Annotated in this window: 20 protein-coding genes; 9 read left to right on the top strand and 11 right to left on the bottom strand. The window is 67.0% G+C overall.

What is annotated here, in order from left to right:
• Positions 1 to 18: 18 nt before the first annotated feature.
• From ACZK08_RS09600 to ACZK08_RS09590, 3 genes are read right to left on the bottom strand one after another with little or no spacing between them, the layout of a single operon-like run.
• A complete protein-coding gene (locus ACZK08_RS09600) occupies positions 19 to 687 on the bottom strand; it encodes an NAD(P)H-binding protein (protein WP_231107772.1) in 669 nt (222 codons plus the stop codon).
• Between the two features lie 32 nt (positions 688 to 719).
• Entirely contained in the window at positions 720 to 1,400 is a 681-nt protein-coding gene (locus ACZK08_RS09595) for a ChrR family anti-sigma-E factor (protein ID WP_065182217.1), read from the bottom strand.
• Positions 1,397 to 2,020, bottom strand: coding sequence for a sigma-70 family RNA polymerase sigma factor (locus tag ACZK08_RS09590; RefSeq protein WP_065182216.1), 624 nt, complete (start codon positions 2,018 to 2,020; stop codon positions 1,397 to 1,399). The genes ACZK08_RS09595 and ACZK08_RS09590 overlap by 4 nt, the downstream gene beginning before the upstream one ends.
• 132 nt (positions 2,021 to 2,152) lie before the next feature.
• Here ACZK08_RS09590 and ACZK08_RS09585 point away from each other — a divergent pair, with 132 nt between their 5' ends.
• From ACZK08_RS09585 to ACZK08_RS09545, 9 genes are all read left to right on the top strand, one after another.
• Positions 2,153 to 2,920, top strand: coding sequence for a hypothetical protein (locus tag ACZK08_RS09585; protein WP_065182215.1), 768 nt, complete (start codon positions 2,153 to 2,155; stop codon positions 2,918 to 2,920).
• 175 nt (positions 2,921 to 3,095) lie between these two features.
• Entirely contained in the window at positions 3,096 to 3,965 is an 870-nt protein-coding gene (locus tag ACZK08_RS09580; RefSeq protein ID WP_478452702.1) for an acyl-CoA desaturase, read from the top strand.
• Between the two features lies 1 nt (position 3,966).
• Positions 3,967 to 5,244 carry an NAD(P)/FAD-dependent oxidoreductase gene (locus ACZK08_RS09575; protein WP_065182213.1) on the top strand — a complete coding sequence of 426 codons (1,278 nt, stop codon included), beginning with the start codon at positions 3,967 to 3,969 and terminating at the stop codon, positions 5,242 to 5,244.
• Positions 5,241 to 6,008, top strand: coding sequence for a DUF1365 domain-containing protein (locus tag ACZK08_RS09570; RefSeq protein ID WP_065182212.1), 768 nt, complete (start codon positions 5,241 to 5,243; stop codon positions 6,006 to 6,008). The genes ACZK08_RS09575 and ACZK08_RS09570 overlap by 4 nt, the downstream gene beginning before the upstream one ends.
• Positions 6,005 to 7,264, top strand: a complete 1,260-nt coding sequence (locus tag ACZK08_RS09565) for an SAM-dependent methyltransferase (RefSeq protein WP_065182211.1) — start codon at positions 6,005 to 6,007, stop codon at positions 7,262 to 7,264. The genes ACZK08_RS09570 and ACZK08_RS09565 overlap by 4 nt, the downstream gene beginning before the upstream one ends.
• A 1-nt stretch (position 7,265) precedes the next feature.
• A complete protein-coding gene (locus tag ACZK08_RS09560; RefSeq protein WP_053518549.1) occupies positions 7,266 to 7,814 on the top strand; it encodes a DUF2878 domain-containing protein in 549 nt (182 codons plus the stop codon).
• Positions 7,811 to 8,596, top strand: a complete 786-nt coding sequence (locus ACZK08_RS09555) for a DUF1295 domain-containing protein (protein ID WP_065182210.1) — start codon at positions 7,811 to 7,813, stop codon at positions 8,594 to 8,596. The genes ACZK08_RS09560 and ACZK08_RS09555 overlap by 4 nt, the downstream gene beginning before the upstream one ends.
• Entirely contained in the window at positions 8,593 to 9,666 is a 1,074-nt protein-coding gene (locus ACZK08_RS09550; RefSeq protein WP_065175693.1) for an SAM-dependent methyltransferase, read from the top strand. The genes ACZK08_RS09555 and ACZK08_RS09550 overlap by 4 nt, the downstream gene beginning before the upstream one ends.
• Before the next feature lie 7 nt (positions 9,667 to 9,673).
• The gene (locus ACZK08_RS09545; RefSeq protein WP_065175694.1) at positions 9,674 to 10,207 is read left to right on the top strand and encodes a lipocalin family protein; all 534 of its coding nucleotides are present in this window, start codon (positions 9,674 to 9,676) and stop codon (positions 10,205 to 10,207) included.
• Positions 10,208 to 10,238: 31 nt separating this feature from the next.
• Here the strand turns inward: ACZK08_RS09545 and ACZK08_RS09540 are convergent, their stop codons facing one another.
• The 8 genes from ACZK08_RS09540 to ACZK08_RS09505 all read right to left on the bottom strand — a co-directional run bounded on the left by ACZK08_RS09540 (position 10,239) and on the right by ACZK08_RS09505 (position 19,812).
• Positions 10,239 to 11,144 carry a hypothetical protein gene (locus tag ACZK08_RS09540; RefSeq protein ID WP_065182209.1) on the bottom strand — a complete coding sequence of 302 codons (906 nt, stop codon included), beginning with the start codon at positions 11,142 to 11,144 and terminating at the stop codon, positions 10,239 to 10,241.
• Positions 11,141 to 13,075 (bottom strand): caspase family protein, encoded by a 1,935-nt coding sequence (locus ACZK08_RS09535; RefSeq protein ID WP_196768751.1) that lies wholly within the window; start codon positions 13,073 to 13,075, stop codon positions 11,141 to 11,143. Before ACZK08_RS09535 ends, ACZK08_RS09540 begins: the two co-directional genes overlap by 4 nt.
• Positions 13,076 to 13,262: 187 nt before the next feature.
• The gene (locus tag ACZK08_RS09530) at positions 13,263 to 14,015 is read right to left on the bottom strand and encodes a SapC family protein (RefSeq protein WP_065182207.1); all 753 of its coding nucleotides are present in this window, start codon (positions 14,013 to 14,015) and stop codon (positions 13,263 to 13,265) included.
• A 110-nt stretch (positions 14,016 to 14,125) separates the two neighbouring features.
• Positions 14,126 to 14,398 carry a hypothetical protein gene (locus ACZK08_RS09525; protein WP_019659661.1) on the bottom strand — a complete coding sequence of 91 codons (273 nt, stop codon included), beginning with the start codon at positions 14,396 to 14,398 and terminating at the stop codon, positions 14,126 to 14,128.
• Between the two features lie 156 nt (positions 14,399 to 14,554).
• Positions 14,555 to 16,591 (bottom strand): elongation factor G, encoded by a 2,037-nt coding sequence (fusA, locus tag ACZK08_RS09520; protein ID WP_065182206.1) that lies wholly within the window; start codon positions 16,589 to 16,591, stop codon positions 14,555 to 14,557.
• 370 nt (positions 16,592 to 16,961) lie between these two features.
• Positions 16,962 to 17,723 (bottom strand): heme ABC transporter ATP-binding protein, encoded by a 762-nt coding sequence (locus ACZK08_RS09515; RefSeq protein ID WP_065182205.1) that lies wholly within the window; start codon positions 17,721 to 17,723, stop codon positions 16,962 to 16,964.
• Positions 17,720 to 18,763, bottom strand: a complete 1,044-nt coding sequence (locus ACZK08_RS09510; RefSeq protein ID WP_065182204.1) for a FecCD family ABC transporter permease — start codon at positions 18,761 to 18,763, stop codon at positions 17,720 to 17,722. The genes ACZK08_RS09515 and ACZK08_RS09510 overlap by 4 nt, the downstream gene beginning before the upstream one ends.
• Positions 18,760 to 19,812, bottom strand: a complete 1,053-nt coding sequence (locus ACZK08_RS09505; protein WP_065182203.1) for a heme/hemin ABC transporter substrate-binding protein — start codon at positions 19,810 to 19,812, stop codon at positions 18,760 to 18,762. The genes ACZK08_RS09510 and ACZK08_RS09505 overlap by 4 nt, the downstream gene beginning before the upstream one ends.
• Between the last annotated feature and the right edge of the window lie 41 nt (positions 19,813 to 19,853).

Below are 19,853 nucleotides of genomic sequence, written 5' to 3'. Positions count from 1 at the left end.
ACCGGGGCGCGCGCCGGCTCAGGGCCCTTGTCTGGTTCCGAGCCGGTTGATCTGCGCGCACTCAACGACGCCCGGCGGCTGTGGCATGTCGGCCAATGCAATCATCGCCCGCCCCAGGGCCACATTGCTGGTCGCGATGGAAGGGGCCATGCGTGCGACCAGCCCCAGCACCGGGGCGCCGACACCATAGAGTGGCTTCATCCACGAATGCACCGTGCCTGTACCTGCAACAGGCTGGACACCGCCTGGTCGCAACATCACCGTACGGATCGGCAAGCGGGCCAGTGCCTGTTCGGTCTGCCCCTTCACCCGCAATGGCATGATGCGGCTCTGCGGATCGGCATGCGCCCCGGACACGTACAGGAAGCGCCCCTGCGGACATGCCTGGGCGAACGCCGAAGCCACGGCAAGCGTGGCATCGAAGGTCACCGCGCGGTACTCGGCTTCGCGGGTTCCCACCGGCGGCGCTCCGGCGCAGTAAAGGCAGGCGTCGAATCCCGAAAACAGGTCAACACTGCCGGCGGCCTGCCGGAAATCGGCGAGCAGCAGTTCGGCGACCTGCTGCCCCGGCCGGCTGCCCGGCCTGCGGACCAGTGCCGTGACACGCTGCACCCGGGGCGATTCCAGGCAGGCCAGGACAACGCCCTGCCCCACCAGCCCCGTTGCGCCGGCAACGAGCAGCTTCATGCGGCCAGGGGCGGCGTGGCTGTCCATAAGGCTCAGAGTTTCACGAAACGCTGGATGCGCCGCGCCAGCCAACCACTGAACACCAGCGGAGCATCCAGCGCGGATACACAGATGCATGGCACGCCCGGCGCGGTCACCGGCTGGTGCTCAACGTCCTCGTCAAGATCCGCGACATCGCCAGGCGCGAACAGGCCCAACGCATCGTTGTAGGAACCGCGCAGGATCTGCGTCAGCTCGCTGCGCCCGTGGCTGTGCATCGGCAGGCACTTTCCGGGTGCGATCTTCAGCATGATCAACGATGGCATCTGTTCGGCCCGGATGCAGTGCACGCCAGGCGCCATCCAGCGCCAACGCAGCGCTGCCAGTGACCTGCCGAAATACGGGTGCAGCGATGCCGGCAGGTAGTCCGGATCAGCCTCCGGCCGTTCATGCGGCACCTCCCGTGGCGATGATGGCTCGGCCGCTGCTGAGACCGCCTGCGAGGACAGATGGGCCAGCATGGCCTCGCGCAGGGCGTCCCGGCGGTCTTCGGCAAGCGCAGGCTGGGTGTGTTCCAGCAGCGCCGAACCGATCGCCTCAGCCTCCCGCAGGCGCTGCCGGCACACCGGGCAGCGCTCCAGATGCGTGCCGGCGACGATACTCAGTGGCGCCGGCAGTGCGCCGGCCGCATAACTCATCAACGTCGATTCGTGCAGATGGTGCTGCGGGCTCATTGCGCACCTCCGATCCGCGACTGCAGGCGCAGGAATGCGCGGCGGAGATGCGACTTCACGGTCCCCAGCGGCATGCCCAGAATGGAGGCGATCTCACCGTGGCTCTTGGCCTCGAAGTACGACATCCGGACCATGCGCGCCTGCACGGCCGGCAGTTCGTTGATGCGCTGGCGCAGCCGTGCATGGTCGGCAAACTGCTCGGCGCTGCTGCGCTCGACCAGGTCCGCGGCAGCGGCCTCTTCGACGGCCGCCTGGACCTGCATCCAGCTGCGCTCGCGCCGGACCCGGTCGATATGCAGGTTGCGGGCGATCCGGTAGAGCCATGTACTCAGTGCCGCCTGCGCCGGATCGTAGTCTCCAGCGCGCAGCCACACCTTCAACAGGCATTCCTGCGCAAGCTCTTCAGCCACGGCATCCGGCACGCCGAGTCCGCGCAGATAGACGCACAACCTGGGCATGAAGTGGTCATAGATGCGCATGAAGCAGTCGCGGTCGCGCAACCGCGCCACCGCGTCCATGTCACCGGTCCAGTTCAGTGCGTCAGTGCTGGGCTGCTGGGAACTGGACACGAGGCGGGCGGTGTCGAAGGGAACGGGAGGGCTGGCGGCGTCAGGGTACATCTGCGGTCGCGGCGGGCTGGTGAAGGTCTGTCCTGAGTACGGGCCACGGGCCCGTTTGGATGCAGCGCCGACCTGCATCCAGCAACGGCCCTGCCGCGTATGCCAGGACGTCCCCCCGCCGGAGCGCCTTCGATGCGCATCACTCTCCTGCTGCTGTGCCTGCCCTGCCCCGCCCTCGCGGCCACCCTGCTGCACAACGAGGGCATCGCCACCCTGCCGGATGGCCGGGTGGCCTACCGCGAGATGCACTGGCAGCGGGGCGCCACGGAAGGCGCCGAGCGCTGGGTCCAGTACCTGTGCCCGGACGGCCAGCCCTTTGCAAGAAAACACATGGCGGCCACGGATCGACCGCTGGCGCGCGGCTACCGGCTGCTCGACCAGCGCTCCGGTCAGCAGGCTGACGTGGAGATGTCCAGCGATACAGTCCGCATCTCGTGGAAGGAGAGTGCCTCGTCCACATCGCGGCAGGCACGCCTGCCAGCGCCTGCCGGTGCAGTCGTCGATGCCGGCTTCGATGCGGCCGTGCGCCAGCACTGGACACCGCTGCTGCAGGGAGCCGAGGTGACCCTGCCCTTTCTCGTCCCCGGGCGCCAGCGCTTCTATCCGGTCAAGGTCAGCTGGCGTGGTGCGAACCGCTGGCGCGGGCTGGCTGCACAGTCATTCGAGGTCCAGCTGGACACCTGGTATGGCGGCGTGGCCCCACGCCTGTCACTGGTCTACGCCGAGGCCGATCGTCGCCTGCTGGAGTTCCGCGGCACCAGCAACCTGCGCGATGCACGTGGCACTTACCCCGCCGTGGTGGTGCGCTTCGACAGCCCGCCTGCGCCCCAGCCGGACAGCCAGTGGCAGCAGGCGTGGGCGCGGCCTCTGGTCGCCGGGTGCGCCGTTACGGCGAAGTGAAGACAAACAGGAAGACGAAGAATCTGCGACGAGGCGCATCCATTTCCCGCCCTGCTGCGTAGAGAAACACACGCCTCTCTCGAGATCCGCCCCATGGCTTCCGCAGCGCCCCCTCCGCAGCCGACGCGAACGCCTTCTGAGCACCATCCGGCGCTGGTTCGACGCCGGCACTGCAATGGACACCGACAGTGGGCGTGCGGATCGGATCGACTGGCTGCGCGCGGTGCCATTCGCACTGATGCACCTGGCCTGCCTCGGTGTGATCTGGGTGGGGGTGTCCTGGATCGCCGTGGCCGTGGCAGCTGCGCTCTACGCGATCAGGATGTTTGCGATCACCGCGTTCTATCACCGCTACTTCTCGCATCGAACCTTCCAGGCGCCGCGCTGGGTGCAGTTCGTATTCGCGGTGATCGGCGCCTCCAGCGTGCAGCGCGGCCCGCTGTGGTGGGCCGCGCACCACCGGCATCACCACCGCCACGCCGACCAGCCGCAGGACCCCCATTCCCCACGCCAGCGCGGATTCTGGCGCAGTCACATGGGCTGGTTCCTGACCCGCGAGGCATTCACCACCGACCTTGCCCGGGTGCCTGATCTGGCCCGGTTCCCGGAACTGCGCTGGCTGGACCGCTTCGACATCGCAGTGCCGGTACTGCTGGCGGCAGGCCTTTATGCACTGGGCGAACTGCTCGAACGGGCAGCGCCCGGCCTGCACACGTCCGGGCCGCAGCTTCTGGTCTGGGGCTTCTTCGTTTCCACCGTCGTCCTGTTCCATGCCACCGTCACCATCAACTCGCTGGCGCATCGCTTCGGCCGGCGCCGCTTCGATACCCGTGACGACAGCCGCAACAATCTGTGGCTGGCACTGCTGACCTTCGGCGAGGGTTGGCACAACAATCATCACTTCTTCCCCGGCTCGGTCAGGCAGGGCTTCCGCTGGTGGGAGGTGGACATGACCTGGTACGGGCTGCGCGCAATGGCCGCCCTGCGGCTGGTCAGCGGGCTCAAACCCATCCCTGCGTGGGTCCTGGACAAGGCGAGATACTGACATGCGCATCGCAGTCATCGGCTCGGGAATCTCTGGTCTGGCCAGTGCATGGTGGCTGGACGGCGAACATGACGTCACGTTGTTCGAGGCCAACGACTATCTCGGCGGACACACCCACACCCACGACATCGAGCTGGGCGGGACGCGGATGGCTGTGGACACCGGGTTCATCGTGTTCAATCCGCTGCACTATCCGCTGCTGAGCGCGCTGTTCGACGAGCTGGGCGTCACCTCGCAGCCCACCACCATGAGTTTCTCCATGCACAGCGAGCGTTCGGGCGTGGAGTACAACGCCACCTCGCTGGACGGCCTGTTCTGCCAGCGACGCAACCTCGTTTCGCCGCGCTTCTGGGGAATGCTCTCCGACCTGCGGCGCTTCTACCGCGATGCGCCGCTGCTGCTGGCCGAGCGGGAAGGCCCAACGCTGGGCGACTATCTGCGCAGCCAGCGCTATGGCAAGGCCTTCGTCGACGAGCATCTGCTGCCGATGGCGTCGGCGTTGTGGTCGTCGCCGACGGCGACCGTCCTGGACTTCCCCGCACGCTACCTGGCCCAGTTCATGGCCAACCACCAGATGCTGCAGATGACCGGCCGCGCGCCGTGGCGCGTGGTGGAAGGTGGTTCGGCGCGCTACGTGGACGCCCTGCGCCGCCGCTGGCGGGTGCACGAGCGCCTGGAGTGTCCCGTCCTCGCCGTCGAGCGGATGCCTTGTGGCGCGCGCGTGCACAGCGCTGCGGGCGTGGAAGGATTCGATGAAGTGATCCTCGCCTGCCACAGCAACCAGGCGCTGGCACTGCTGGCCGATGCCGATCCGATCGAGCGTGACGTACTCGGTGCCATCCGCTACCAGCCCAACGACGTCGTACTGCACACCGATGCATCCCTGCTGCCCCGCAACCGCAAGGCATGGGCTGCATGGAACGCGCATGTGCCGCGCGATCCCGCCGCTCCCTGCACCGTGAGCTACTGCATGAACCTGCTGCAGGGACTGCCCGGCGACATCCCGCTGGTCGTGACGCTCAACCGCACCGAGGCGATCGACCCACGCCGCATACTGCGTCGCATGAGCTATGCACACCCGGTGCACGATCATGCTGCGGTCCGAGCCCAGCAGCGCTGGGCCGACGTACAGGGCCGCCGCCACACCTGGTTCGCCGGAGCCTATTGGGGGTGGGGTTTCCACGAAGATGGCATCCGCAGTGCCCGTCGTGTCGTCGACGCGATGCGGACCTGTTCGCCGCAGCCACGTCCCATGACGCAGGACGAGGCCGCCGCATGAGCGCCAGCGCCCTCTACTTCGGCCACGTGATACACCGCAGGCACCAGCCGCACGCGCACGCCTTCCGCTACCCGGTCGCGCAGCTGCTGCTTGATCTCGACGAGCTGGACACGATCTTTGCCGGACGATGGCTGTGGTCCTTGAACCGCCGCAATCTGGCGGAGTTCCGGCGCAGCGACTACTTCGGTGACCCCTCGATGCCGCTTCCCGAGGCGGTCCGCCGCCATGTCGCAGGCGTGCGGGGTCATCGCCCGGCGGGCCCCATCCGCCTGCTGACCCATCTGCGCTTCGGCGGGCACGTCTTCAACCCGGTCAGTTTCTATTACTGCTACCAGCCTGACGGCAGCACACTGGACTGCATCGTGGCCGACATCACCAATACGCCCTGGAAAGAGCGCCACGCCTACGTCCTGTCAGTGGCAGAAGCGGCCAGCGAGCCGGGCTCACTGCGCTGGCAGTTCCAGAAGCGCTTCCATGTGTCGCCCTTCATGGCGATGGACTGCACCTACGACTGGCGGTTCAGCACGCCCGGCGAGGACCTCAGGGTCCACATGCAGGTTCTGCAGGAGGGCGTGCGCCAGTTCGACGCCACGCAGCACATGCAGCGACGACCGCTGGACGGGCGCGGCCTGGCGAAGGTGCTCACCCTGTATCCCTTGATGACCGTGCAGGTCGTTGCGGCGATTCACTGGCATGCGCTGCGGTTGTGGCTCAAGCGCAACCCGGTCCATGACCACCCCTCACTTGCCGGAAAACCGCGATGAACGAGATGACTCCATCGGCAGCCATGCCCCGGGCCGGCGCGCTCGACGCATACCTGCGCCAACGCCTGCTGTCCCAGCTTGCGCCGCTGCGCGAAGGCCAGCTGCGGGTACGGGATGCCCTCGGCGAAACACTGCTGGGCGACGTTGCGGGGGAACTGCATGTCACTGTGACCATCGATGACCCGGCGTTCTACCGCAAAGTCGCCGCACAAGGCAGCGTAGGCGCAGGCGAGAGCTACATCCATGGCGACTGGCAATGCGACGACCTGGTTGCGCTGGTACGCCTGCTGGTGCGCAACCGCGATCTGCTGGACGGCATGGAACGTGGCCCGGCACGCATCGGCGGCTGGCTGCTGCGCGGCTGGAACCGGCTGCGCCGCAACAGCCGCGAAGGCAGCCGGCGCAACATCGCGGCTCACTACGATCTCGGCAACGACTTCTTCGCCCTGTTCCTGTCAACGGACCTGATGTATTCATCGGCACTGTTCGCCAGCGAGCAGGACACGCTCGAGGACGCCTCGCGGCGCAAGCTCGATCGCATCTGCCAGCAGCTGCGCCTGGCACCCGGAGACCGGGTGGTCGAGATCGGCACGGGGTGGGGCGGGTTCGCACTGCATGCCGCGCAGCATTACGGCTGCCATGTCACTACCACCACGATCTCCGCCGAGCAGCATGCGCTCGCCGTGGCGCGGGTCCGTGCCGCGGGCCTGGAGGATCGCATCACCCTGTTGATGAAGGACTATCGCGACCTCGACGGGCAGTACGACAAGCTGGTCTCGATCGAGATGATCGAAGCGATCGGCGCCCAGTATCTGGACACCTACATGGCCACCCTGCAACGGCTGCTCAAGCCGGACGGGCTGGCCCTGCTGCAGGCGATCACCATTGAAGACCACCGCTACGAGCAGGCGCGCCGAAGCGTGGACTACATCAAGCGCCACGTGTTCCCCGGCAGCTTCATCCCTTCCATCAACGCGATCATGGCCGCCAAGACCCGTGCCAGCGATCTGCAGCTGCTGGCGCAGCAGGACTTCGGCCATTCCTATGCCCTCACGCTGCGGGCGTGGCGCCAGCGATTCCTCGCACAGCTTCCTGCAGTGCATGCGCAGGGGTTCGACGCCCGGTTCTGCCGTCTGTGGGAGTTCTACCTGGCCTACTGCGAGGGCGGCTTCCTGGAACGTTCGATCGGCGTTTCACACCTGCTGCTGGCACGCCCCGGCCATCGGGGCAGCGCGCACGCCACGGGCGCACACTGACATGCGCCGCACCTGGCTCAATCTGCTCGGCAACCAGGCGGTCTGGCTGTGCGCGGTCGCTGGCGCCGGGCGCGGGCTGCAATGGCCAGCACTGCTGGCCGCCACACTGTTCGTGGCCAGCCAGCTCAGCACCAGTCCCCTGCCCCGGGTCGAGCTCCGCCTGCTGGTCCTGGCCCTGGCCTGTGCGTGGCTGGTCGATGGCGCCGCTGCCGCCGCGGGCGTGGTGCGTTATGCCGCTGCGCCCCTGGGCTGGATGCCACCGCCCTGGATCCTCGCACTCTGGGCGTCCTTCGCGATGACGATCAATGCATCGATGGCCTTCCTGCAGCGGAACACGGCGCTCCCCGTGTGCTTTGGCCTGCTGCTTGCCCCGCTGGCGTACCTGTCCGCCAGCCGCGGCTTCGACGCCGTGCAGCTTTCGCCCCCGGCCTGGAAAGGCCTGCTGACGCTGGGTATCGGCTGGAGCATCGCCCTGCCGCTGCTGTGTATCGCTGCGCGTCGCTGGTCGAGGCTGGCCATCCGCCCACCGTTTGCCGGAGCCCGACCATGAACGCCCTGCCCTGGGTTGCCCTGTATGCCCTGCTCATCATGGCCTGGGGATGGGCATGGCAACGCCGCCACCGCAACATCGGCATCGTCGATGTGCTGTGGGCGAAGGGCGTCGCTGCGTCAGCGCTGATACTGGCCCTGCTCGGTGACGGCGCCGCGCTGCCGCGTGTGGCCCTTGCGGTGCTGGGCGGCCTGTGGGGCGGCCGACTCGCGCTGCACCTGTGGAGCCGCGTGCGGCGCGAGGCCGAGGACGGGCGTTACCGATACCTGCGAGATCACTGGCAGAGCCACCAGGGCAAGATCTTCGGCTTCTTCATCGCCCAGGCGCTGCTGATCGTGCTGTTCTCCCTGCCATTCGTGGCCGTCGCCAGCAACGACTCGCCCGCCGCGGCGGGCTGGGTTGCCGCCGCTGCCGCAGTCTGGCTGTTGAGCGTCGGCGGCGAGGCGCTGGCCGACCATCAGCTCGCACGGTTCCGCGCCGACCCGGCCAACAAGGGGCGCACCTGCCGCACCGGCCTCTGGCGGTACTCGCGGCACCCCAACTACTTCTTCGAATGGCTGCACTGGTTCACCTACGTCCTGCTCGCGGTCGGCTCGCCATTGGGCTGGCTTGCGTGGACAGGACCGGTGCTGATGTACCTGTTCCTGCGCTATCTCAGCGGCATTCCCTTCACCGAAAAGCAGGCGTTGCGCAGCCGTGGTGAGGACTACCGCGACTACCAGCGCAGCACGCCGATGTTCTTCCCGTGGTTCCCGCGTTCGTCCAAGGAGCACCTGCCATGACTGTCGCCACATCGCTCGCAACGCCTGCCGATCCGGAAACCGGGCTGATCGCCTGGGCCGAGCGCGGCCTCATTCCGGATGTGGCCCTGCGCTCCGGTATCCGCCGGCTGTGCGCCCAACGCCTCCAGGAAGAGAGTGCCGGGGGCATCGAGGCGCAGTCCGCGCGCTTCAACCAGTGCCTTGAGCAGTTGGCCGGCAGCCCGGTCGCGCTTCATGTCGATGCCGCCAACCGGCAACACTATGAAGTCCCCGCCGCATTCTTCCAGGCCTGCCTGGGCAAGCGCCTGAAATACAGCAGCTGCTACTACCCGAGCGGTCGCGAGACCCTGGACGAAGCCGAAGTCGCCATGCTCGAGCTCTACGGCGAGCGTGCCAGCCTGGCTGACGGGCAGCACATCCTTGAACTGGGGTGTGGCTGGGGCTCGCTGACCCTGTGGATGGCCGAGCGCTTCCCGGGCGCGCGCATCACGGCGGTGTCCAATTCGCACAGCCAGCGCCAGCACATCCTTGAACAGTGCAGGCTGCGCGGGCTGGGCAATGTCGAGGTGATCACCTGCGATGTGAACCGGCTGGAGCTGCCCGCCGGCCGTTTCGACCGCTGCGTTTCGGTGGAGATGTTCGAGCACGTCCGCAACCATGCGCAGCTGATGTCACGCATCGCGCAGTGGCTGAAGCCCGACGGCGCGCTGTTCGTGCACATCTTCGCCCACCGCACCCTGATGTACCCCTTTGAAACCGAAGGCGGCGACAACTGGATGGGGCGGCACTTCTTCACGGGCGGGCTGATGCCCGCTGCCGACACTCTGCTGCACTTCCAGCAGGACCTGCGCCTGCAGCGGCGCTGGCTGCTGGATGGCACGCATTACCAGCGTACGGCTGACCACTGGCTGGCGAACCAGGATGCCGCGCGTGAACGCATCATGCCGATCCTGGAGGCAACCTATGGCAGGCCGGCGGCAAGGCAATGGTGGAACCGCTGGCGCATGTTCTGGATGGCCTGCGCCGAGTTGTTCGGCTACGACAACGGCCAGCAGTGGCTGGTTGCCCATTACCTGTTCCGGCCACGTTGAGGTCACCATGCGCCCCCTTCCGCTGCTCTCGTTCCTGGCGATCGCCCTGTTCGGCACCGGCTGCAGTTCAAGTGACCTGCGCCCTCTGCCGCGACCGCAGGCGGTCGACGTTCCCCGCTTCATGGGCGACTGGTACGTCATCGCCCATATCCCTTCCTGGCCAGAACGCGAAGCGTTTGACGCCATTGAAAGCTACGCGCCGCGGCCGGACGGCCGCATCCAGACCACCTTCACCTATCGCAAGGGCAGTTTCGACGCACCACAGCGATCGATGCACCCGATCGGCAGGGTCGAGAAGGAAGGCAACGGCGCCATCTGGGGCATGCAGTTCGTATGGCCCATTCAGGCCGAGTACGTCATTGCCTGGATCGATAGCGACTACCAGCAGACCATCGTGGCGCGTAGCAAGCGCGACTACGTGTGGTACATGGCGCGCACCCCGCAGGTCTCTGCGGAGGACTATGCGCAGGCGGTGAAACGCATCGCCGCGATGGGATATGACACCCGCGAGCTGCGGCGCGTGCCGCAGTCACTGCGTTAGTCCAACGACTCAGCGGAGGCTCCATCACCTGCTAGAGAGCCTTCCGCAGCTCCCGGAACACAGCTGGATGTGCCAGGTATCGAAGCACGTCGTGTGCATCCTCAACACCGTTGTCGACGTCCGCCATGTTGTGCACTTGGTCGCAGCCAAAGCTCTTGACGGTCAATTCCGGGTGCAGGGCGACGAAGTCCTCCTCATCGGAAACGTTCAACCAATGCTTCACATTCGGAAGGCATCGAAGCGGCGGGCCAATTCCGACCTTGACCACATTCACCCCAAGCGGCGAACCGCAGGTCAGCAGGAGCCGGCAGCCGACCACGGAATGCAAGCGACGCAGAAGGTCATAGGCGATGACCGATCCGAGCGAATGCCCGATCACCACCACCTCTTCATCTGTCCGGAGTGAATCGAACAACTGTTCACGGACCTTTGCGTCGATGCGCGCCTTCAATCCGGGCTTCTGCAGGTACGCCGACGCCTGCCGCAGGAATTGACGCGCAACCGCCTTTCCTCGATCCGGCAGGATGCTCTCCAAAGCGCGTGCGATCGCTTTCAGCCACTTTTTGTGGACTCCTTTTGCCATGCGCTTTGCGGACAAAGGTTCATCGCCGGGATCAAGGGCCAGCGCAACCTGCGCATCGGAGATGCCATTGCCCCGCTGATACTCAATATAGAGTTCGGCGATCCGATCATCCACATAGTCCGAGTCCAGTGCATCCGGCCCCATCGGCGTGACTGCCGGCCCACTCTTGCCCCACGACTCGGTCTCCTCATGCAGCAGATCGCCGTAGAAGGCCGCGTGGAAGGTCACGTCGTCAGGAATGCTCATGCCCGCCGCCACCGCCCCCTTGCGCAAGGCATCGCCCCAGCTGCTGCGGATGATCTCCTCGGACTTTCCCTGGTTGTTGATTCCATGGATCAGCAGAATCTTGGTCACAGCAGAACCTCCGTTGGGACATCAATCAGCACGTCATCACCGCCACCCTGCCCCAGCTCGACAAAGCGATAGTTGAAGGCCTTGAGGAAGACGGGCACACCCTTGCCGAAAAGGCGGGGCGTAGCGCCGCCATGGATGTGTTCGGCGATGACCCGGATATCGCGTGGCACGTAGAAATCCGCTGAGCGCAGCAGGCTCCAGCCCGAGCCATGGGCAGGCAGCGTCCCCCAAAGGGGCACCCCTCTCAAGCCGCTGTAGCCGGGCCAGCCTATGTGCGGCGAAACAGCTTTGAATCCGCCGCCATCGCGCTCTCCCTCCACCGCAGGCAGAGCCGCAAACGCGACTTTTCGTGAACCCTCCTGCACCCATTCGATGTTGTCGGCACACAGCAGGGCCAGGTCGAATGGAAGAACGGGCTGCCCTGCTCCCGCGTCCAGTCCCCGTCGTGCCAGACGTTGCGCCAGCTGGATGACCCGATCGCGCCGACCCGAATACTCGTAGAGGTAGCCTGCCAGCACCGCCAGGTGCGGGAATGCCTCTTCATCCCTGGCAAAGGCCGTTGCCAATGCATCGGCGCGCGCCAGGGGACGGCGCGCACGCCTCTCGCCCTGGCCCGACTCGTTCAGGCCGGGCTGCCATTCGTTGGTGTCGGGCCGGTAGAAAACGGCCTGCTTCGGCTTCTCTCCCAGGACTGCCGTAGCCACGCCCGGGTAGCTGGACAGCAGCAGGAAGTCGCCACCTGCAGGCATAAGCATCGGCATACCGTCAAACTGCGAGGTACGGATCGCGCGCATACCGGCGACGCTCAGGGTATCCACGCGACTGCTCGCCCCCACGGCCACGGCCGCCGGCAGGTGATCGCAGAAAACAGCCAAAGCTTCATCATCCCGTGATCGATCCACGAAGCCATCGCGCTGCCAGGACGGCCTCACGCTCCGCTCCAACCCACTACGAGATGCAAGGGGCATCTGCAACGAAAACTGCATGTGCGCGACCCTCATCTGCGAACGTCGCGCCGCGAGCTCGAGGGCATTCCTTGATGGAGGCTCCGCTCCCGGGCGATTGTCCGCTGGAGGCCCGTAGCGACCTGCCGCAACGGGGAGAGCTGACACTGGCGCGAGACCCTGCAGCCGCTTGTAGTCATTGTGAGGCGGCCGGATCTGCGTGTCGATTGTCGGGCAACATGCCTCGCCGAGCAGCTCGGCCCGGCGAGGTACTTCGAACTCCAGATAGTCTGCAAGCCGATGGTTGGTCACGACCGGCCTGAACTCGTGGTTGTCGTGCTCAACGGCTTCGGCGACATTGCCGGACAACGCATCGATCAGCACGTCTGAGAAAAGACAATAGGCAGGCGCTTCACCGGTAGCATCGATGTGGAAAGCCGCCTGGCCCTGTTGGCAGGACAGGAAACGGTCCACCTGCAGCGGGCGTGCAATCCCCTTCTTGCTCACGATCGAGTCGCCGGTCAGCCTCAATGAGTCACTATCGACCACGCGGCAGGCGTCACCGACCAGGCACAACTGACCCGCGCGCGCCTGCTGGTTGCTGCCGCCGATGTTGTACTCCACCAGGCTGCGGCGCAGCGCTTCCACGTCGATCGCTTCCCGCCGGTCGGTGCCAGCATTGGTCAGCAGCCAGAACTCGTTGACATCCGAAGCAATCGCGCCGTGTCCGGCGAAGTACACCACCAAGCGGTCGATGAAATTCGTGGCAAGAAACTGCTCGATCCGGCGCCGCAACAGGTCCACGGTGATGCCATCCTGCGCGATCTCCGGGGTCTCGTCATCGTCCCCCAGATAGAGAACGGTGTAGCTCTCCTGCAACGCCCATTCCTGCAGGCGGCGGGCTGAATTCACCGTCCCCGGCAGGTCGCCGTACGCCCCCATGTAGCGGGATACGGCGATGATGACCATTGCCTTGTTCATCCCCATGCACGTCATCTCCGGACCTGCCGACAGCCGCTTAGCCCCCCCCTTCACCCCTGGGGAGACTGCCCCTCCTTCCCAGCCTAGCACTCCAGCAACCAGCACCCCAAGCGCCCGACGTTGCTCGCGCCAGGTGCCACACAACCCGCACGGACCGGGCCCCGCTGCGCGGGAGCCCGGCCCTTCAGCCCGCTCAGGCTGCCAGGCGTGCCACCTGGCGACGGGTCAGGTCGTTGAAGCGGCCCAGCGACATCAGGTGCTGGTGGATCAGGGCCAGCCAGCCGCTGCGGTGCCATTCGATCACGGTTTCCTCGGGCAGCGCGACGAACTTCTCGACGTCGACCACCTGGAAGCCGTTGAGGTTGAACTCCTGGCCGTTCGGAGCGCGTACGGTCGCGTTGCGCTCGACCAGCAGTCCCTTCTCGATGAGCGCCTTGGAGAAGGCCTGGGTCTGTTCGTGCTCGCGGGTGTACTGGCCGCAGAACTCCAGCGCCTGCTGCACCATGTCGGTAGCCTTGCCGTCGGCGAACAGCGCCTGGCCTTCCTCGCCTCCCTTGACCACGCGCGGGCTCGCTTCATCGATGCCGAGCAGGAAATCATTGTCCGCGCCGGTGTCGATGAAGATGAAGGGGTGGCGACGCAGATAGGCCGGAACGTAGGCCTCGTCTTCCCACAGCCCGTCCTTGATGAACAGGTTCTCGTTGGTCACGCCGACGGCAGCCATCGGAACGGCGCCGGGGCCGGCGAACAGGATCGGGAAATGGTGCAGTGCCAGCGAGAACTCGCCGAGCACCAGCGGAATGGCGTTGTTGCCGGCGGCGAAATCAAGCTTGCCCGGCAGGATGCGCAGGTCGGCGTGCACATCAGCCTGCAGCGGCACCGGACGGGTGTAGAACAGGGGGGTGCCGGCCTGCGCCGCTTCGGTGGTGGTGTCGCTGGTGGTCATCGTAGGAACCGTTTCATCATGCGCGCCTGCCATCCCGGGCGCGCCAGCGGGAACAACCTGAATCCCGCATTATCAACAAGCCGGGTGACGACCACCACCCCGGCACTGACTTATTTCAGCTGCAGCGGATAGCGCTGCCACAGGACGTGGACAAGGAAGCCCGCCAGTTCGGTGTCGCGCGCACTGACCGCGGCGCGGATCTTGTCCAGCAGGACCATGTCACTGCAGGAGCGCACATCGGCGTGGTTGGCCTGGCCCGACCTGCGTGCGCGGTAACGCGCGGCGCGCTGCGCATCGCTCATCGCGTACCCGAATTTGGGCGGACGACCGCGCTTGCGCGGCAGGGTCAGCTCCAGGGTTCCGGGGTCTTTGTCATCACGCATGAGTGGGGGCAGACAGCGGCAAGCAACGACGGGTGCGCAATTTATCGTGAGGCATCACTTTAATCCAGCTTTTTCTACACTTTTGTTGCACTGCAATGCGCCCTGCCGCCGCTCGCCGGCAGCAAGAGGGGCCCGCGAACGGGCCCCTTGCACACTTCAGGCAGCGCGTACCGGCTCGTAACCGTGCAGGTGCGCTTCACTGCTGGCGCGCCCCTGGCTGAGCGAGCGCAACGCAGTGGTGTAGCCCACCAGTTGCGCCAGCGGTGCAAAGCCGCTCACTTCGGCACGGCCCTCCTGGTCCTCGATGCGCGCGACGCGACCGTGGCGACGGTTGAGGTCGCCGACCACGTCGCCTACCGACGCCGAGGGCGAATGCACCGTTACCGCCATCACCGGCTCCAGCACCTGCGTGCCGGCACTGGCCAGCGCGGCCCTGACGGCCTCACTGCCGGCCCGGTGGAACGCCATGTCCGAGGAATCCTTGGCATGGGTCTGGCCGTCCACCAGGGTCACTTCGATGCCCACGACCGGATGCCCCTGCGGTCCCTCCGACAGCGCCGCACGCACACCCTTCTCCACCGCTGCGATGAAACCACGGGGGATCACGCCTCCCGCAATGCGGTCGTTGAACACCACCTGGTCGTCCTCGCGCGGCGCCACGTCCAGCACCACATGGGCGAACTGGCCCTGGCCACCGCTCTGCTTGACGACCCTGCCGACCACGCCGGAGACCGCACGCAACGGCATTTCCTGGTAGGCAACGCGCGGCGAACCGATGCCGACATCGACCTTCCATTCGCTGCGCAGGCGCTCGACCATCACCTCCAGGTGCAGTTCGCCCATGCCCCATACCAGCGTTTCGCCGCTCTCACGATCGGTTTCCACGCGGAACGAGGGATCCTCCTGGGCGAGGCTGGCCAGCCCCTGCGCCATGCGGATCAGGTCCGCTGCACGCGCAGGTTCCAGGCGCCACGCCAGCACCGGCGCCTGTGCCTGGATGCTCTCCAGGCGCAACGGCTGATCGCGTGCGCTCAGCGTTTCACCGCTGACTGCATCCTTCCAGCCCAGCACCGCGACGATGTCACCGGCCACGGCCTGCTCGATGTCATGGGTCTGGTCTGCCTGCACCCGCACCAGGCGGCTCACGCGCCGACCCTGCGGATGCTGCGAGCTGGCCACAGCGTCGCCTGCCTTCAGCGTTCCCGAATACAGCCTCACGAAGCTCAGCGCACCGTGCTGCTGATGGGTGATCTTGAACAACAGGCCCGCCAGCGGACCCTCCGGATCCGGCGGCAGCAGCACGTCGCCGGCCTCGCCTTCGGCAGTGACGGCAGGCCGATCCAACGGCGAAGGCAGGTAATCGACCACCGCATCCAGCAGCGCCTCGATGCCTTTGTCCTTGAACGCCGCACCCGCAAGCACCGGCACGCCCGCACCGGCCAGCGTCGCCCGCCGGAGTGCCGCGCGCAGCAGTTCCGCATCGATCACCCGGCCTTCCAGCCACGCATCGGCCAGACCCTCGTCATGGTCGGCCACGGCCTCCACCAGCGCGTCGCGCCGCGGTTGCCACTGGCTGCGTGCAGCGTCATCCCACGGCGTGATGGTCACCACGCCGCCGTCGCGCCACTGCAGCACGCGCTCATCCACCAGATCGACCCAGCCGCTGAAGTCGCTTTCGCTGCCCAGCGGCACACCCAGCGCCCACGGCCGCGCCTGCAGCTTGTCCCGCAGCTGCTCCAGCACGCGCTCGAACGAGGCGCCGACACGATCCATCTTGTTGACGAAGGCGATCAACGGCACCCGGTGCCGGCGCGCCTGGCGCCACACCGTTTCCGACTGCGGCTGCACGCCATCCACGGCAGAGAACACCGCGACGGCACCGTCGAGCACCCGCAGCGAACGCTCGACTTCAATGGCGAAATCGATGTGGCCCGGGGTGTCGATCAGGGTCAGCCGATGCGGCGGCAGATCGCGCGGCGCCCACTGCGCCTGCACGGCTGCTGCGCCGATGGTGATGCCACGTTCGCGCTCGATCGCCGAGAAATCGGTGGTGGCGTTGCCGTCATGGACCTCACCGACGCGGTGGATCTCGCCGCTCTTCCACAGCAGTCGTTCGGTGAGCGTGGTCTTGCCGGCGTCGATGTGGGCAATGATGCCGAGGTTGCGACGACGGGAAAGGATCTGGGTGTTCATGTGATGGGTTCCTGCAAGCCAACTTCGGGGGCCGCGCACCCCGGTTGGCGACAGGGTGCGCGGCTAGCGTTCGGTCTCGGCGATCTGGTGCATGGCACGTTCTCCTTGCGGTGCAGCGGGTGGATGAAAGGGACTGCGGAAACGAAAAGAGCGCCCCGGAGGGCGCTCTGTGGATGGTCCAACGGTGGCCGATTCAGCGGCCCCGTCGAGCTCCAGGCAGACACGCCCGTTCCGCGCTTGCGCGGGTCAGGGTGAAAAACTTCAGGAGCGGCATCCGGTTCATGGGGCGCATTCTAGACCTGCCAATCTGGCGCGCAAGTGCTGATTGCGCGCACCAGTGGAACGATGAGGATTCCTTTCGCCGCCCGGATCAGGTGACCACCACCAGCGGCACGCCCCGCTTCGGATGCTCCAGCACGACCACGTCCTGCTGGTAGACCCGCTGCAGCGTGTCCACGGTCAACACCTGCGCGGGTGAGCCGTCGGCGGCCACCCTGCCCTGTTCCAGCAGCACGATGCGGTCGGCATGGCCGGCGGCCAGATTCAGGTCGTGCAACACCACGATCACGCAGGCCCCGGCCTCGGCACAGGCACGCACGCTGCGCAGCGTACGCTCCTGGTGGCGCAGATCCAGCGCAGCGGTCGGCTCGTCGAGAAGCAGCAGCGGCGTGTCCTGCGCCAGCACGCGCGCGAACGTGGTCCGGGCCGACTCGCCACCGGACAACTGCTGCACCTCGCGCAGGCGCAGCGCCTGCAGTTCGGTCGCGTCGATCGCGGCCTCCACCTGCGTGCCATCGCGTACGGGATCGGGCGGGTGTGGCAGGCGCCCCATCGCCACCACCTCCTCCACGCTGAAGGCGAAGCGCACGCCGTGCTCCTGCGGCATCACCGCGCGCTCGCGCGCCAGTGGACCGGCCTTGTAGCCGGCCAGCGGCCTGCCAAGCAGGCTCACCTCACCCGCATCGGCATGCAGATCGCCCGCAGCCACTGCCAGCAGCGTCGATTTGCCAGCGCCATTGGGCCCCACCAAGGCAGTGACTGTCGCCGGCTCGAACGCCAGGTTGATGCCGTGCAGGATCTCGCGCTGCCCGCGTCGCACCACGACGTCGCGCAGATGAAGCAGGGCCGTCATGGGGCTGCCTTGCGGCGCTGCTGCAGCACCAGCCAGAGGAAGAACGGTGCACCCAGTGCAGCCGAGAACAGACCGAGTGGAATCTCCGCCGGCGGGTCGAGCGTGCGCGCGGCCGTATCGGCCACCACGATCAGCAGCGCCCCCAGCAGGCCGGAAAGGGGCAGCAACCAGCGGTGCCCCGGCCCCACCAGCATGCGCGCCACGTGTGGCACCACCAGGCCGACAAAGCTGATCGAACCGGCAAACGCGACGGCCGCACCCACCAGCAGGGCACTGAACGCCACCAGCCGGCGGCGGGTCCGTGCCACGTCCAGGCCCAGATGCTGGGCCTGGCGCTCCCCCAGCGCCAGCATGTCCAGTGGCGTTGCCAGGCGCTGCAGCGCGAACACGCCGATGGCGAACAACGGCACCACGGCGGCGACATCACTCCAGCTGGCGCGGGCCAGCGAACCCATCTGCCAGAACACCAGCGACTGCAGTTCGCTCTCGCTGGCGATGTAGGTCAGGAAACCGATCAGCGCCGAGCAGAACGCCGCCATGGCGATGCCGACCAGCAACAGCGTGGCATTGCCACTGCCCTTGCCCGGCCGGGCAAGGGCGTAGGTCAGGCCGATCGCCAGCGCACCGCCGGCAAACGCGGCCACCGGCACCAACCAGCCGGCCGCACCTGCAGCACCGAGCACGATGGCGGCGACCGCGCCCAGCGCGGCGCCCTGGCTGACGCCGACAATACCCGGGTCCGCCAACGGATTGCCGAACAGGCCCTGCAGGCTGGCACCGGCCATCGCCAGCGATGCCCCCACCACCGCGCCCAACAGGGCGCGCGGGATGCGCAGCTGCCAGATCACCGCCAGGTCGCGGCTGCTCACCGCCTGCGGATCGAGCAGCCCCATCTTCACCGCCAGCGCCTGCAGCACCTCCAGCGGTGGCAAGCGCAGTGGCCCGACCGCAAACGAGGCCAGAATGGCGGCCAGCAGTGCCAGCATCGCCACCATCAACATCGTCCGCCCGCGACGACGGCGCCGGTCCGCCGGACTCATGCCTTCGGCAGCGCCGCCAGCGCCCGCGCCAGCGCCAGTGCGCCAGCCCCGGAACCTACGCTGGTGTACTTGAGCTGCACATCCGGCATCACCCAGACCCGGTTGGCCTGCCCGGCCGGTGTCTGCTTCAGCGTCGGGTACGACTTCCACAGGCCCTCGGCACCGCCGAACAGCTGCAGATCGTGCTCGGTCACCAGAATCACCTCCGGTGCCGCGGCGACCACGCCCTCATTGCTCAGCTGCGAGTAGTTCTTCACTCCCGCTTCGGTGCCGATGTTGACGCCGCCGGCCAGCGCGATCAGTTGCGCCGATGCGCTGTCGGCGCCCGCAACGGTCGGTGCGCCACCGGCACCGGTGGCCGACACATGGATCACACGCGGCGCATGGCCCAGGCCCCGGCCGATCGCTGCGGCCTCATCCAGCTGACGCTGCACCTGCGTGGCAAGCGTCTGCCCTGCTTCGGCCAGCCCGAGTGCGGCGGCGACCTTGCGCACCTTGTCCGGCGCCGGCTGCAGATCGTCGATGACCACCGCCGGCTCCCCCACCTCGCGCAGCTTCTTCGCCAGCTCGGTGTGGCGGCGCAGGCTGTTGCCCAGGAACAGCGAACCCCGCAGGCTCAGCACACCCTCCACACCCGTGGTGCGGTTGAACAGGAACTGGTGCGGCGCAGCCCGGCCAGCCTCGGTGGTGGTGTTGGTCGGGGCGGCAAATACCTGCTTGCCCAGCCCCAGCGCCTCGATCACCGCGATGACGTCGTCGCCACCGGCGATGATCCGGCTGGTGTCGGTCACCGCGATATCGGCGCCGTCATCGGAATGCACCTTGGCCGGCAGCACGACCTTCTGGTCATGCACGGCCGGCATCTCGGCACCGGCCACGCGTTTCCAGCCTGCCGGCAACGCGGTGTCCGCGGCGGCCGCCATTGCCGCCGGCGGCGGTTCGGAAGGCTTCTTGGCATCGGAGGGAGCCGACGCGCCGCCACAGGCAGCCAGTGCCAGCGAAACAGCCAACGGAAGTGCGCACAGGCGCAGACGGGGCACGATGTTCATGGACGTTCTCCTTGCTGGCAGGGCGACGCGCGCGCCGCCCT

It is taken from the genome of Stenotrophomonas sp. 112478_Sma, from assembly GCF_056479905.1.
The sequence above is the reverse complement of the archived record's forward strand: the minus strand, read 5'-3'. Positions and strand labels throughout refer to the sequence as shown.

What these genes read in the sequence shown, in the direction of transcription:
- ACZK08_RS09590 (WP_065182216.1), bottom strand. Translation starts at nt 2,020, where the DNA reads ATGTACCCTGACGCCGCCAGCCCTCCCGTTCCCTTCGACACCGCCCGC.
- ACZK08_RS09530 (WP_065182207.1), bottom strand. Translation starts at nt 14,015, where the DNA reads ATGACCACCAGCGACACCACCACCGAAGCGGCGCAGGCCGGCACCCCC.
- ACZK08_RS09565 (WP_065182211.1), top strand. Translation starts at nt 6,005, where the DNA reads ATGAACGAGATGACTCCATCGGCAGCCATGCCCCGGGCCGGCGCGCTC.
- ACZK08_RS09550 (WP_065175693.1), top strand. Translation starts at nt 8,593, where the DNA reads ATGACTGTCGCCACATCGCTCGCAACGCCTGCCGATCCGGAAACCGGG.
- ACZK08_RS09525 (WP_019659661.1), bottom strand. Translation starts at nt 14,398, where the DNA reads ATGCGTGATGACAAAGACCCCGGAACCCTGGAGCTGACCCTGCCGCGC.
- ACZK08_RS09595 (WP_065182217.1), bottom strand. Translation starts at nt 1,400, where the DNA reads ATGAGCCCGCAGCACCATCTGCACGAATCGACGTTGATGAGTTATGCG.
- ACZK08_RS09535 (WP_196768751.1), bottom strand. Translation starts at nt 13,075, where the DNA reads ATGGGGATGAACAAGGCAATGGTCATCATCGCCGTATCCCGCTACATG.
- ACZK08_RS09600 (WP_231107772.1), bottom strand. Translation starts at nt 687, where the DNA reads ATGAAGCTGCTCGTTGCCGGCGCAACGGGGCTGGTGGGGCAGGGCGTT.
- ACZK08_RS09570 (WP_065182212.1), top strand. Translation starts at nt 5,241, where the DNA reads ATGAGCGCCAGCGCCCTCTACTTCGGCCACGTGATACACCGCAGGCAC.
- ACZK08_RS09580 (WP_478452702.1), top strand. Translation starts at nt 3,096, where the DNA reads ATGGACACCGACAGTGGGCGTGCGGATCGGATCGACTGGCTGCGCGCG.
- fusA (WP_065182206.1), bottom strand. Translation starts at nt 16,591, where the DNA reads ATGAACACCCAGATCCTTTCCCGTCGTCGCAACCTCGGCATCATTGCC.
- ACZK08_RS09515 (WP_065182205.1), bottom strand. Translation starts at nt 17,723, where the DNA reads ATGACGGCCCTGCTTCATCTGCGCGACGTCGTGGTGCGACGCGGGCAG.
- ACZK08_RS09510 (WP_065182204.1), bottom strand. Translation starts at nt 18,763, where the DNA reads ATGAGTCCGGCGGACCGGCGCCGTCGTCGCGGGCGGACGATGTTGATG.
- ACZK08_RS09545 (WP_065175694.1), top strand. Translation starts at nt 9,674, where the DNA reads ATGCGCCCCCTTCCGCTGCTCTCGTTCCTGGCGATCGCCCTGTTCGGC.
- ACZK08_RS09575 (WP_065182213.1), top strand. Translation starts at nt 3,967, where the DNA reads ATGCGCATCGCAGTCATCGGCTCGGGAATCTCTGGTCTGGCCAGTGCA.
- ACZK08_RS09560 (WP_053518549.1), top strand. Translation starts at nt 7,266, where the DNA reads ATGCGCCGCACCTGGCTCAATCTGCTCGGCAACCAGGCGGTCTGGCTG.
- ACZK08_RS09585 (WP_065182215.1), top strand. Translation starts at nt 2,153, where the DNA reads ATGCGCATCACTCTCCTGCTGCTGTGCCTGCCCTGCCCCGCCCTCGCG.
- ACZK08_RS09555 (WP_065182210.1), top strand. Translation starts at nt 7,811, where the DNA reads ATGAACGCCCTGCCCTGGGTTGCCCTGTATGCCCTGCTCATCATGGCC.
- ACZK08_RS09505 (WP_065182203.1), bottom strand. Translation starts at nt 19,812, where the DNA reads ATGAACATCGTGCCCCGTCTGCGCCTGTGCGCACTTCCGTTGGCTGTT.